The organism is Streptomyces sp. NPDC016677 (genome assembly GCF_055562815.1).
This window is the reverse complement of sequence record NZ_JBVHEO010000001.1, coordinates 1,042,947-1,055,908: the sequence shown is the minus strand read 5'-3', so window position 1 is coordinate 1,055,908 and position 12,962 is coordinate 1,042,947. Positions and strand designations below refer to the sequence as shown.

The window sequence follows — 12,962 nt, the reverse complement described above, 5'->3', positions numbered from 1 at the left end:
GGCGCGTCACCGGACGGCCGCCCGACGGTACGCCCACGTGGCGACGGCCAGCGACACCACGCCGACCGCCCCGCACACCGCGAGGTCGGCGAGGACGAAGGCCCAGTCGACCCGCTTCCCGAACGTACGCGCGAACGCCTCCACGCCGTACGTCGACGGCAGCAGGTCCCGGGCGAACCGCACCGCCTCCGGCATCCGGTCGGCGGGCAGCACCCCGAGCAGCAGCGCCGCCGACATGCCCAGCTGGCCCAGCAGCGTGGCCAGCTCCGGCCGGGGCGCGAGCAGCCCCAGCGCCGCGCCCAGCCCGGCCAGCGCCGCGCCGGCCAGCGGGATCACGGCGATCAGCACCCACAGGTGGGTGAGCGGCAGCCCGAACAGCACACAGCCGAACACCGCCGTGACCACGGTCCCCGGCACGGTGAAGGAGGCGTACGCCCCGGCCGCGCCCAGCACCACCGCGGCCGGCGGCACCGGCAGGGTGGCGTAGTGGTCGAGGCCGCCGCTGCCGCGGAGCTGGCCGAAGTACTGGGCGAGCAGGTTCAGCGCGACGAACGCCACGACCAGGACCGCCGAACCGGCGACCACGGCCTGTGCCTCCTCGCCGCCGTCCACCACCCCGCGCATCAGGATCATGATGCCGACGGACTGGAAGGTGGCCACGAACAGCAGCGGGATCCGCGCGACCCGGGCCCGCGACAGCTGCGCCCGGTAGACGGCCGCCAGGGAAGGCCACAGCCGCGCCCGCGGCCCCAGCTCGGCCGCGTCGGGCGCGGCCTGCTCCTCGGCGGCCAGGACGCCGCCCGGCAGTGCATCGGCGGGTACGACACTCACGTCGCGCTGCTCCTCTTCGCTCCGGCGGGCGTCCTGTTCGGTACGTACGGATTCGGCGGCCGGCGCGCTCAGTCCCTGGGCGTTCACGCCCTCACCAGCCCCTGCCGGGCCGCGCCGCCCAGCGCCAGGTAGACGTCCTCCAGGCTGGGCGTGGCCAGCGTGAAGTCGTCCAGGGCGGCGAACGCGGAGCCTCCGGTGACCGTGGCGACGACCGCGCGGGCCTCCTCGGGCGCCAGCCGCAGCGTCCAGCGGCGGCCCGACTCGGTGACGCGGTCGCGCAGCGCGGCCACCTCGGGGACGTGCAGCGGCGCGGCGTCGCGCCACACCAGGTCGACCCGGACCTCGCCGGCCACCTTCTCCTTCAGGCCGGCCGGTGAGTCGCAGGCGATCACCCGGCCCCGGTCCAGGACCGCGACCCGGTCCAGGACCGTCTCCGCCTCGATGACGTTGTGGGTGACCAGCAGCACCGTCGTGCCGTGCTCGGCGCGGCGCCGGTCGACGGCCGCCCAGACGGCCCGGCGGGCCACCGGGTCCATGCCGGTGGTCGGCTCGTCCAGGACGAGCAGCGGCCGCTCCCCCACCAGCGCGGTGGCGAAGCAGGCCAGCCGCCGCTGGCCGCCGGAGAGCTTCTTGAGGGCGCGGGAGGCGATCGGGGCGAGGCCGAGTTCGTCGAGGACGGCGCCGGTCTCCGCGCGCGCCCGGCGGGCGTCGAGGCCGCGCAGCCGTCCGGTGGTCTCGGCGGCGAGCCAGACCGTCAGCTCGTCCAGGGCGGTGGACTCCTGCCCGAGGTAGGCGAGGATGCGCGCGGCCCGCTCGGGGTGGCGGACGATGTCGTGACCGTAGAGGCGCACGCTCCCGGAGTCGGGCCGCATCAGCCCGGTCAACTGCCGCACCAGGGTGGACTTGCCGGCCCCGTTCGGCCCGAGCAGCCCGAAGATCTCGCCGCGCGCGATGTCCAGCGCCACGTCGTCGGTGGCCCTGACCTCGGGGGCGGCCGGGGTGCCGCGCCGGCCGCGTACCGCCGGATAGGTCTTGGTCAGCCCCCGCACCACGCACACGGCATCGCCACCGGGTCGAAGTGCCTGTGCCGCGCGCGTACTCACAAGGGACGAGACTACGGGGTGCGCGCGCCCGGGCCTCGCCCGGGTCGGCCCACCGGGGCGGGTCCGGCGGGGCTCTCACTCGGTCGCGGGACCGTGTTCCACCGCCGTCCGCACCCCGATCTCGCGCCAGAACCCGGCCCGGATGGCGTACCGGTCCTGTTCGTCGATCTGGTCGTCCTTGTGGGCGAGCAGCCCGAAGCGGGCCGCGTAGCGCAGCAGCTCGCCGTCGATGCGGTGCGGGACGCGCGGGTACATGCCGGACAGCTTCTGGAGGTGTCCCTGGTCGCCGAGGCGCTCCACCCAGCGGCGGGCGAAGACCTGTCCGACCTCGTACGGGTCGCCGCCGACCGTGGTGATGTCCTCCTCCCGGTCGGCCCACCGCTGTTCGGCGGTGGTGAGCTGGGCCAGCGTCGGCATGGAGGCGGCCTCGGGGGGCTCGCCGGCCGGCCGGTCGACCCAGCCCTTGTCGGAGGACCAGCGCAGGGTGGCACTGGCGGGGGGCTGCTGGGCGGGCTGGGGGCCGGGGGCGCGCAGGGCGGCCAGGTCCTTGGGGGTGGGGACGCCCTTGGCGGCGGGGCCGCGGTCCTCCGGTCCCGCGCCGTTGCGGGAGGCGCCGGGCGGGGCGGGGTGCGGGCGCTCCTCGGGGGGCCGCTCGGCCGCGGCGGCGAGCGCCGACTCGGGCAGCGGCGCGGAGAGGATCGCGGCGATCTCCGGCCGGGGCACGGGCGGCGGCGCGCACACCCCGGTCAGCTCCTTGGCGCGGACGGCCTGGGTGATCCAGGCGCGGTCCAGGACGCGCCGCTCGTCGGCCTCGGCCACCAGGTCCTCGGACTGGTTGTAGTCGCCGTCGGCGGCCTGCACGGCCCACAGGTGGACGGCGACGCCGTGCTCCTTGGCGGCCATCATGCCCGGCAGCAGGTCGCCGTCGCCGGTGACCAGGACGACGTCGGAGCAGGCCCGGTTGCGGGCCAGCTCGGTCAGCTCGGCGTGCATCGCGGCGTCCACGCCCTTCTGCGCCCAGCGGCCGTCGCTGCGGGTCAGCGCGCCGAGCCGGACGGTGACCCGGGGCATCACGCGCAGCCTGCGGTGCTCGGGCTGCGGGACGCGGTCGGGGGCGCCGTCGAACCAGTAGATGCGCAGCAGGGGCTGCTGGGTGTCGGCCTGGGCGCGTTCGCGCAGCCCGTGGATGAGGGCGGCGTGATCGACGGTGATGCGGGACCGCGAGGGTTCCCCGGCGAGGAGACTGGCGGCGGCCCCCAGCAGATACCCGGCGTCCACCAGGACGATGCAGCGGTCCACGCTTTCCACCCTCTTTCCGGGAGGTTTGCTTCGGGCTTGCTTCGAGTCTGCCCGACCGCGCGGGGGTTAACGGTCGGAACTCGATCTTCGGCGTGGCGTTTGCGGTCCGGGCGCCCCGATGAAGCGGGTCACCGACGGTAATTGTCCAACATGCGTTCTTTATCGGCCTATGTGAATCTGGTCGAGGCTCTGGCCACTGTTTTCCCCACAGGAGGCACCATCATGGCCAAGAACAAGAACAACCGTGACCGTAAGCAGTCCAAGTCCGCACGTACGCAGCAGGCGGACCGGCCCGTCGCGGCGGCCCGGGACGAGCAGCTCGCCCCGCCGCTGGCGCACACCGACACCGCCGTGCGCGGCAAGCGGCAGAAGCGCTTCGGTCACAACTGACGGCCGTAGAGCGCCGGTAGACACCGAGGGGCGCATCCGCCGCCGGATGCGCCCCTCGGTCAGGTCACCAGGGGGCTCAGCCCGCCAGACAGGACGGGCCCAGCAGCACCTTCAGGTCACCGAAGAGCGCCGGGTCGGGCTTGACGCGGTGCCGGTCCAGGCGGAGCACGGTGGTCCTGGTCGGCCCCTGGAGCTTGATCCGGACCTCGCTGTCGCCCCGGTGGTGGGTGAGGATCTCGCCGAGGCGGCTGACCATCGGCGGGGTGACCCGGGTCGCCGGGATGGTGAGCACCACGGGCGCGTTGGTGCCCGCGTTGGACAGGTCCGGGACCTGGAGCTCCATCGCCACCAGGCGCGGCACGTCCTCGCGCTTGTCGAGGCGGCCCTTGACGAACACCACGGCGTCCTCGACGAGTTGGGTCGACACCAGCTGGTACGTCGCCGGGAAGAACATGCACTCCAGGGAACCGGCGAGGTCCTCCACGGTGGCGATCGCCCAGGCGTTGCCCTGCTTGGTCATCTTCCGCTGGAGGCCGGAGATGATGCCGCCGATGGTGACGACCGCGCCGTCGCCGAAGTCGCCGCCGGTCAGCTGGGAGATGCCCGCGTCGGCCTTGTCGGACAGCACGTGCTCCAGGCCGAAGAGCGGGTGGTCGGAGACGTAGAGGCCGAGCATCTCCCGCTCCTGGGCGAGGAGGTAGGTCTTGTCCCACTCCTCGGTGGAGAACTCCACGTCCAGGCCGAAGCCCGGCTCGTCGTTCGCCTCCTCCCCCATGCCGCCGAAGAGGTCGAACTGGCCCTCCGCCTCCTTGCGCTTGACCGCGACCACGTTGTCGATCATCGGCTCGTACTGCGCGGTGAGGCCCTTGCGGGTGTGGCCCAGCTCGTCGAAGGCGCCGGCCTTGATCAGCGACTCCGTGGTCCGCTTGTTGCAGACGACCGCCTCGACCTTGTCCAGGTAGTCGGGGAAGGAGGCGTACTTCCCCTTCGCCTTGCGGCACCTGATGATCGACTCGACGACGTTGGTGCCCACGTTGCGCACCGCGGAGAGGCCGAAGAGGATCACGTCGTCGCCCTGGGCGGCGAAGTTGGACATCGACTCGTTCACGTTGGGCGGCAGCACCTTGATGCCCATGCGCCGGCACTCGTTCAGGTAGACGGCCGACTTGTCCTTGTCGTCCTTGACCGAGGTGAGCAGGGCGGCCATGTACTCGGCCGGGTAGTTGGCCTTGAGGTAGGCGGTCCAGTAGGAGACCAGGCCGTACGCGGCGGAGTGCGCCTTGTTGAACGCGTAGCCGGCGAAGGGGACCAGCACGTCCCACAGCGCCTGGATCGCCTCGTCGCTGTAGCCGTTCTTGCGGGCGCCGGCCTGGAAGAGGACGAAGTTCTTCGCCAGTTCGTCGGGCTTCTTCTTGCCCATCACGCGGCGCAGGATGTCGGCCTCGCCGAGCGAGTAGCCGGCGATGATCTGCGCGGCCTTCTGCACCTGCTCCTGGTACACGATCAGGCCGTAGGTGACGTCCAGGACCTCCTTGAGCGGCTCCTCCAGCTCCTTGTGGATCGGGGTGATCTCCTGGAGGCCGTTCTTGCGCAGCGCGTAGTTGGTGTGCGAGTCCATGCCCATCGGGCCCGGGCGGTACAGGGCCGACACGGCGGAGATGTCCTCGAAGTTGTCGGGCTTCATCAGGCGCAGCAGCGAGCGCATGGGGCCGCCGTCGAACTGGAAGACGCCGAGGGTGTCGCCGCGCTGGAGCAGTTCGAAGGTCTTGGGGTCGTCCAGCGGCAGGGAGAGCAGGTCCAGCTCGACGCCCTTGTTGGACTTCACCATCTTGACGGCGTCGTCCATGATCGTGAGGTTGCGCAGGCCGAGGAAGTCCATCTTCAGCAGGCCGAGCGACTCGCACTGCGGGTAGTCCCACTGGGTGATGGTCACGCCGTCGGTGTGCCGCACCCAGATCGGGGCGTGGTCGACGATGGGTTCGCTGGACATGATCACGCCGGCCGCGTGCACGCCCATCTGCCGCACCAGGCCCTCGACGCCCTTGGCGGTGTCGATGACCTTCTTGACGTCCGGCTCGTTCTCGTACATCGAGCGGATCTCTCCGGCCTCGCTGTAGCGGGGGTGGGAGGGGTCCGTGATGCCGTTGAGGTCGATGCCCTTGCCGAGGACGTCGGCGGGCATCGCCTTGGTGAGCCGGTCGCCCATCGCGTACGGGTAGCCCAGCACGCGCGCGGAGTCCTTGATGGCGTTCTTCGCCTTGATCTTGCCGTACGTGCCGATCATGGCGACCTTGTCGGCGCCGTACTTCTCCGTCACGTACCGGATCACCTCGACGCGCCGACGCTCGTCGAAGTCGATGTCGACGTCGGGCATGGAGACGCGCTCGGGGTTGAGGAACCGCTCGAAGATCAGACCGTGCGGGATCGGGTCGAGGTCGGTGATGCCCATGGCGTACGCCACGATGGAACCGGCCGCGGAGCCTCGGCCGGGGCCGACCGCGATGCCCTGGTTCTTCGCCCACATGATGAAGTCGGCGACGACGAGGAAGTAGCCCGGGAACCCCATCTGGATGATGACGTCCATCTCGTACTCGGCCTGCTTCTGCCGGTCCTCGGGGACGCCGCCCGGGTAGCGGCGCGCCATGCCGCGGCGGACCTCCTCCTGGAACCAGGTGACCTCGGTGTAGCCCTCGGGGATGTCGAACCTGGGCATCAGGTCGCGCTTCTCGAACATGCCCGTGGTGTCGACCATCTCGGCGACCAGGAGCGTGTTGGCGCAGCCCTCCTGCCAGGCGTCCGAGGAGTCGATGGCGTACATCTCCTCCGTGGACTTCAGGTAGTAGCCGGTGCCGTCGAACTTGAAGCGGTCGGGGTCGGAGAGGTTCTTGCCGGTCTGGATGCACAGCAGCGCGTCGTGGGCGGTCGCCTCGTGCGCGTAGGTGTAGTGCGAGTCATTGGTGACCAGCGGGGGGATGCCGAGCTTCTTGCCGATCTCCAGGAGGCCGTCACGGACCCGGTGCTCGATGTCGATGCCGTGGTCCATCAGCTCCAGGAAGTACCGCTCCTTGCCGAAGATGTCCTGGTAGTCGGCGGCGGCCTTGAGCGCCTCGTCGAACTGGCCGAGCCGCAGCCGGGTCTGCACCTCGCCGGAGGGGCAGCCGGTGGAGGCGACGATCCCCTCCGACCACTGGGAGATCGTCTCCTTGTCCATCCGGGGCCACTTCTGCAGCCAGCCCTCGGCGTAGGCGTCGGAGGAGAGCTTGAAGAGGTTGTGCAGGCCGGTCTTGTTCACCGCCCACATCGTCTTGTGGGTGTAACCGCCGGAACCGGAGACATCGTCCCGCTTCTGGTGCGGCTGGCCCCACTGGATCTTGCGCTTGTTGCGCCGCGACTCGGGCGCGACGTACGCCTCGATCCCGATGATCGGGGTGACTCCGGCCTTCTGCGCCGTGTGGAAGAAGTCGTACGCCCCGTGCAGGTTGCCGTGGTCGGACATGGCGACGTGTGTCATGCCCATGTTGTTGCAGGCATCGAACATGTCCTTCAGCCGCGCGGCACCGTCCAGCAGGGAGTACTGGGTGTGGACGTGCAGGTGCGTGAACGGCGGCTTGGACACGTTCGGCCTCCTGGGCAAACTCGGGGTGACGGGCTGCGGGCAGTCCGGGGGGTCAGCGTCGAAGTCTATGCCTCGCGACTGACACTCCGGGGACCCGTCCGCGTACCTTCGGGCGAGGCGTCGGGCGGGCACTCCCGCGCGCCCCCGCACGTTGATCCGGTCGGACGATCCGTTCCGGTCGCCACACGCATGTACGCACCGTCAGCACCAGGAGGCACCCCGCGATGTCGGTCCCGCAGCTCAGCGACGAGCACCGCGACGAGGAGATCCTCGCCGTCTTCGACACCGCCTTCGGCGACCTCCTGGCCGCCGACCCGGCGGCCTTCCGGGTGAAGTTCCGGAAGATGGCGGCCTCGGCCTTCGCGTTCTACCGGGGCACCGCCTGCCTGTTCTACCGCGACCTGGACACCGCCGGCCGCGAGGGCTCCGACCGGGGCCCCTACCTGGACGAGCGGACCTCGCGCGTATGGATCCACGGCGACCTGCACGCGGAGAACTTCGGCACGTACATGGACTCCACCGGCCGGCTGATCTTCAACGTCAACGACTTCGACGAGGCCTACGTCGGCCCCTTCACCTGGGACCTCAAGCGCTTCGCGGCGTCGATCGCGCTGATCGGGTACGCCAAGGCGCTCGGTGACCAGCAGATCACCGAGCTGGTGACGGTGTACGCGGGCGCGTACCGCGAGCGCATCCGCGCCCTGGCCACCGGCGCCAAGAGCGACGAGGTGCCGCCGTTCACCCTGGACACCGCCCAGGGGCCGCTGCTCGACGCGCTGCGCGACGCCCGTTCGCTGACCCGGTTCGGACTGCTGGACTCGATGACGGAGATCCGCGACTTCGAGCGCCGCTTCGCGCCCGGCGGCGGCAGCGTCGAGCTGGACGCGGCCACCCGCTACAAGGTGCTGGCCGCCTTCGACGGCTATCTGGAGACGCTCCCGGAGTCCTCGCTGACCCGCCCGGACTCCTACCGGGTCAAGGACGTGGTGGGCCGCCGGGGCATCGGCATCGGCTCGGCCGGGCTGCCGTCGTACAACATCCTCCTGGAGGGCAACAGCGACGCCCTGGAGAACGACGTCGTCATCTACATCAAGCAGGCCCAGACCCCGGCCGTCTCCCGGCACATCACCGACCCGGTGATCCGCGACTACTTCCAGCACGAGGGCCACCGCACGGTGATCTCCCAGCGCGCCCTCCAGGCGCACGCCGACCCGTGGCTGGGCTGGACCGAGCTGGACGGCGCGGGACAGCTGGTCGCCGAGATCTCGCCGTACGCCGTCGACCTGGACTGGAGCGACATCGACGACCCCGAGGAGATCGCCGAGGTGGTCGCCGACCTCGGCCGGGCCACGGCCGCGATGCACGCGGCGGCGGACGACCAGTCCGGCGAGTCGCTGGTGCCGTTCTCCACGGAGCGGGCCATCGACGCCGCGATCGCGGCCGACGAGGACGGCTTCGCGCCCCTGCTGGTGGAGTTCGCGCACGCGTACGGGGCACGCGCGCGTGCCGACCACCAGATCTTCGTCGACCTGTTCCGCAACGGCCGGATCCCGGGTCTGTGAACTCTCGGTACCGGGCTTTCCCCACAGCCGCCCTTTAGGGTTCCTTTACCGGAGCCCGTGTCACACTCTCTACGCCATGGACATATCCGGAACCCCGCTCAGAGCCGTACGCGCGGCGCTGTTCACGGCACTCGCCGTGACCCTCAGCACCGCGTCGCACGTGCTGCTGTCCGGGGTCCCGCTGCCGCTGCCCACGGTGGCCCTGGTCGCGGCCGGTGTGTTCCTCGTCGCGTACGCCCTGGCGGGCCGCGAGCGCTCCTACGGCGGGATCGCCGCCCTGCTGATCCCGCTGGAGCTGGCCGCCGACACGGTCTTCACCACCGGCCAGCACGTCTGCTACGGCCCGGCGGGCGGCCCGGTCGCCGGACCGCTGCGCTCGGTCGGCTTCGACCTGCTGTGCGGTGACGGCACCGGCGTCCACGCCGACGTCACCAACCCGCTGACCCAGGTCACCGGCGCCGGCACGGACCGGCTCGCGGCCCTGCTCGCCGACTCCACGCCCGGCACCTCCTGGCTGCTGCTGGCGGCGCACATCGGCGTCGGCCTGCTCGCCGCCGCCTGGCTGCGGCACGGCGAGAGCGCGCTGGCCCAGCTGCTGCGGGCGGCCGCCGCGACCACGTTCCGGCCGCTGCTGCTGGCCGCCGCGGCGGTCACCGTACGCCCGGTCCCGGCCCCGCGCCGCCCGGTGCGCCCGGTCCGCCGTACCGCCACCGCCCGCGACCGCGTCCTCGCCCACTCCCTGGGGCGGCGCGGACCGCCGTGCTCGCTCGCCTTCGGGTGACCACCCGACACCGAGCACCGGCAGTCCCCCCAGCCCGTTCCCGCGCACCCGCGTGTGCGCCTCCCCACGGAGTCACGACACCATGAGCAAGCGAAACAGCCAGCAGCAGAAGATGGCGGCCCGTGAGCGGCTGCGCCAGGAGCGCGAGCGCCAGGCCAAGCGCGACAAGGCCAAGCGGCAGATCATCGTGGCCTGTTCCATCGTCGGCGTCCTGGCGATAGCCGGCGGCATCGGCTACGCCGTCGTGCAGTCCAACAAGCCCACCCACTGGGAGACGGTCGCCGACGAGACGAAGATCGTCGCCCCGGCCAACACCACGGGCGAGAACGGCACCACCGTGGTCATCGGCGAGGACAGCGCCAAGAAGACCCTGAAGGTCTACGAGGACCCGCGCTGCCCGATCTGCGCCGCGTTCGAGCAGGCGGCCGGCCCGACCCTGGAGAAGGACGTCGAGGACGGCAAGTACAAGGTCCAGTTCGTCGGCGGCACCTTCCTCGACGGCGACACCGAGAAGGACGGCGAGTTCTCGGTCGGTTCGCACGGCGAGGGTTCCAAGAACGCCATGAGCGCCCTGGGCGCCGCGCTGAACGTGAGCCCGGAGGCGTTCCTGAAGTACAAGTCGGCGCTCTACTCGGCCAAGTGGCACCCCGAGGAGAGCGACGACAAGTTCAAGGGCGACGACTACCTGATCGAGATCGCCGACACCGTCCCGGCGCTGAAGGACAACGCCAAGTTCGAGAACGCCGTCAAGAAGGGCACCTACGACGCCTGGGCGCTGGCCATGTCCGACGCCTTCAACAAGAACAAGGACGGCGTCACCGGCACCCCGAGCCTCGTCATGGACGGCAAGCAGCTCCAGACCTCCAGCGGCAACGCGCCGATGACCGCCGCGGAGTTCACCGAGGTGGTCGGCGCCGCCCTGAAGTGACGTCCCGAGGTGACGTCCCGACGTGACGTCCCGACGTGACGTCCCGACGTGACGTCCCGACGTGACGTCCTGACGTGACGCCGAAGAGCGGGTGAACTCTCACCGGTTCACCCGCTCCCCCGGCTTACCGGCCAGTAGCCTGACCGGCCGTGACCAGCCGATCCAGATCTCCCCAGAACGCCCCCAGCCGCCGTACGGTCGTCAAGGCCGCGGCCGGCGGCGCCGTCCTGGCCGCCCCGCTCGCCGCCGCCCTGCCCGCCGGTGCCGCCGACGCAGCCCCCGCCTTCCTGCACGGTGTCGCCTCCGGCGACCCGCTGCCCGACGGCGTCCTGCTGTGGACCCGGGTGACCCCGGCCCCCGAGGCGATACCCGGCTCGGGGACCGGGCCGGACACCCCGGTGAGCTGGACCGTCGCCACCGACCGGGCGCTGACGAACGTCGTCGCCAAGGGCACCGTCACCGCCCGCGCCGCCTCCGACCACACCGTCAAGGCCGACGTGCGGGGTCTGTCCCCCGCCACCGACTACTGGTTCCGCTTCTCCGCCGGCGGCACCGACTCCCCCGTCGGCCGCACCCGTACCGCGCCCGCCGCCGACGCGGCCGTCACCGGCCTGCGGTTCGGCGTGGTCTCCTGCTCCAACTGGGAGGCCGGCCACTTCTCGGCCTACCGCCACCTCGCGGCCCGCGGCGACCTCGACGCCTGGCTCCACCTGGGCGACTACATCTACGAGTACGGCACCGGCGAGTACGGCACCCGCGGCACCGTCGTCCGCCCCGCCGCGCCCGCCCACGAGATCCGCACCCTCGCCGACTACCGCGTCCGGCACGCCCTGCACAAGACCGACCCCGACCTCCAGGCCCTGCACGCGGCGGCGCCCGTCGTCGCGATCTGGGACGACCACGAGATCGCCAACGACGCCTGGTCCGGCGGCGCGGAGAACCACACCGAGGCCACCGAGGGCGGTTGGGCGGCGCGGCAGGCCGCCGCCAAGCAGGCGTACTTCGAGTGGATGCCGGTCCGCCCGGCGCTGGCCGGCACCACCTACCGCCGGCTGCGCTTCGGCAAGCTCGCCGATCTGTCGCTGCTGGACCTGCGCACCTACCGCTCCCAGCAGGTCTCCGCCGGGACCGGCGACGTCGACGACCCGGAGCGCACGCTCACCGGCCGCGCCCAGCTCGACTGGCTCAAGGCCGGGCTGACCGCGTCCGACACCACCTGGCGGCTGGTCGGCAACTCGGTGATGATCTCGCCGTTCGCGGTCGGCGCGCTCTCCGCCGAGCTGCTGAGGCCGCTGGCGGAGCTGCTGGGCCTGCCGAAGGAGGGCCTGGCCCTCAACACCGACCAGTGGGACGGCTACACCGACGACCGCCGTGAACTCCTGGCCCACCTGCGCGCGGGCGCCGTCCGCAACACCGTCTTCCTGACCGGCGACATCCACATGGCCTGGGCCAACGACGTGCCGGTCAACGCCGGGACGTACCCGCTGTCCGCCTCCGCCGCCACCGAGTTCGTCGTCACCTCGGTGACCTCCGACAACCTCGACGACCTCGTCGGCGTCCCCGAGGGCACCGTGTCCGCGCTCGCCGCGCCGCTGATCCGGGCCGCCAACCGGCACGTCCACTGGGTCGACACCGACCGGCACGGCTACGGCGTCCTGGACGTCACCGCCGAGCGGACGCAGATGGACTACTACGTGCTGTCCGACCGCACCGACCCGCGGGCCACCTCCGCCTGGGCCCGCTCGTACCGCACCCGCAGCGGCACCCAGCGGGTCGAGCGCGTCTACGACCCGGTCTGAGCCTCCTGCCCGAGCGTGTCGAGGAAGCCGAGCGCCGTCCGCCAGGTGGCCTCGGCGGCCTCGGCGTCGTAGTCGGGCAGGCCGGGGTCGGTGTAGAGGTGGCCGGCCCCGGCGTACCGGTACACCTCGACGTCGGCGCCGGCCCGGCCCATCTGGAGGTACCAGGCGCTGAGCCAGTCGTCGGTCTCGAACGGGTCGGGCTCGGCGACGTGCAACTGCACCGGCAGGTCGTCCACCGAGGCGTTGGGGGCGATGTCCGAGGTGCCGTGCAGGAGCAGCAGGCCGCGGGCCCGGTGGTCGCCGAGGGCGAGGGTCTGCGCGACGGAGGCGCCGAGCGAGAACCCGGCGTACACCAGGCCCCGCTCCGAGTACGGGGCGGCGGCCAGCACGGCCCGCCTCAGCAGCTCCTCCCGCCCGATGCTCTCGTTGTGCTCCATCCCCTCCTCCACCGTGTCGAACGTCCGTCCCTCGAAGAGGTCGGGCGTCCACACCTGGTGACCGGCCGCGCGGAGCCGGTCGGCGGCCTGGCGCACCGCGGGCCGGAGACCGAAGGTCGAGTGAAAGAGCACGATGTTCATGAGGCCATCGTGCCAGCCGGGTCCGACAACGCGGGTCCGCGCTCCCGCCAGGAGCCGCCCGGGGCGCCCCTCAGG

At 71.7% G+C, this 12,962-nt stretch carries 10 protein-coding genes; 5 read left to right on the top strand and 5 right to left on the bottom strand.

Annotated features, from left to right (window positions below; genetic code table 11):
* Nucleotides 1-6: 6 nt before the first annotated feature.
* The 3 genes from ACZ3IG_RS04635 to ACZ3IG_RS04625 form a co-directional block, all read right to left on the bottom strand.
* A complete protein-coding gene (locus ACZ3IG_RS04635; protein WP_467428919.1) occupies nt 7-831 on the bottom strand; it encodes an ABC transporter permease in 825 nt (274 codons plus the stop codon).
* Between the two features lie 83 nt (nt 832-914).
* Nucleotides 915-1,889: an ABC transporter ATP-binding protein gene (locus tag ACZ3IG_RS04630; protein ID WP_467428917.1), complete on the bottom strand. Its 975-nt coding sequence runs from the start codon at nt 1,887-1,889 to the stop codon at nt 915-917.
* A 120-nt stretch (nt 1,890-2,009) separates the two neighbouring features.
* Nucleotides 2,010-3,233: an NYN domain-containing protein gene (locus tag ACZ3IG_RS04625; protein WP_467428916.1), complete on the bottom strand. Its 1,224-nt coding sequence runs from the start codon at nt 3,231-3,233 to the stop codon at nt 2,010-2,012.
* 222 nt (nt 3,234-3,455) lie between these two features.
* On the opposite strand from ACZ3IG_RS04625, the gene ACZ3IG_RS04620 reads away from it, so the two are divergent.
* On the top strand, nt 3,456-3,623 hold the full coding sequence (locus ACZ3IG_RS04620; RefSeq protein ID WP_467428914.1) for a hypothetical protein: 168 nt from the start codon (nt 3,456-3,458) through the stop codon (nt 3,621-3,623).
* 76 nt (nt 3,624-3,699) lie between these two features.
* On the opposite strand, the gene dnaE is transcribed toward ACZ3IG_RS04620, so the two are convergent.
* Nucleotides 3,700-7,239 (bottom strand): DNA polymerase III subunit alpha, encoded by a 3,540-nt coding sequence (gene dnaE, locus ACZ3IG_RS04615; RefSeq protein WP_467428913.1) that lies wholly within the window; start codon nt 7,237-7,239, stop codon nt 3,700-3,702.
* A gap of 224 nt (nt 7,240-7,463) precedes the next feature.
* On the opposite strand from dnaE, the gene ACZ3IG_RS04610 reads away from it, so the two are divergent.
* The 4 genes from ACZ3IG_RS04610 (at nt 7,464) to ACZ3IG_RS04595 (ending at nt 12,309) form a co-directional block, all read left to right on the top strand.
* On the top strand, nt 7,464-8,801 hold the full coding sequence (locus tag ACZ3IG_RS04610) for a DUF2252 domain-containing protein (RefSeq protein ID WP_467428911.1): 1,338 nt from the start codon (nt 7,464-7,466) through the stop codon (nt 8,799-8,801).
* Nucleotides 8,802-8,877: 76 nt separating this feature from the next.
* A complete protein-coding gene (locus ACZ3IG_RS04605; protein WP_467428908.1) occupies nt 8,878-9,582 on the top strand; it encodes a hypothetical protein in 705 nt (234 codons plus the stop codon).
* An 82-nt stretch (nt 9,583-9,664) separates the two neighbouring features.
* Entirely contained in the window at nt 9,665-10,510 is an 846-nt protein-coding gene (locus ACZ3IG_RS04600; protein WP_467428906.1) for a thioredoxin domain-containing protein, read from the top strand.
* 149 nt (nt 10,511-10,659) lie between these two features.
* On the top strand, nt 10,660-12,309 hold the full coding sequence (locus tag ACZ3IG_RS04595; RefSeq protein ID WP_467428905.1) for an alkaline phosphatase D family protein: 1,650 nt from the start codon (nt 10,660-10,662) through the stop codon (nt 12,307-12,309).
* Here ACZ3IG_RS04595 and ACZ3IG_RS04590 read toward each other — a convergent pair.
* Complete coding sequence (locus ACZ3IG_RS04590; RefSeq protein WP_467429206.1) at nt 12,294-12,938, bottom strand: dienelactone hydrolase family protein; 645 nt, start codon at nt 12,936-12,938, stop codon at nt 12,294-12,296. The two genes, ACZ3IG_RS04595 and ACZ3IG_RS04590, sit on opposite strands and share 16 nt — an antisense overlap.
* Nucleotides 12,939-12,962 lie beyond the last annotated feature (24 nt).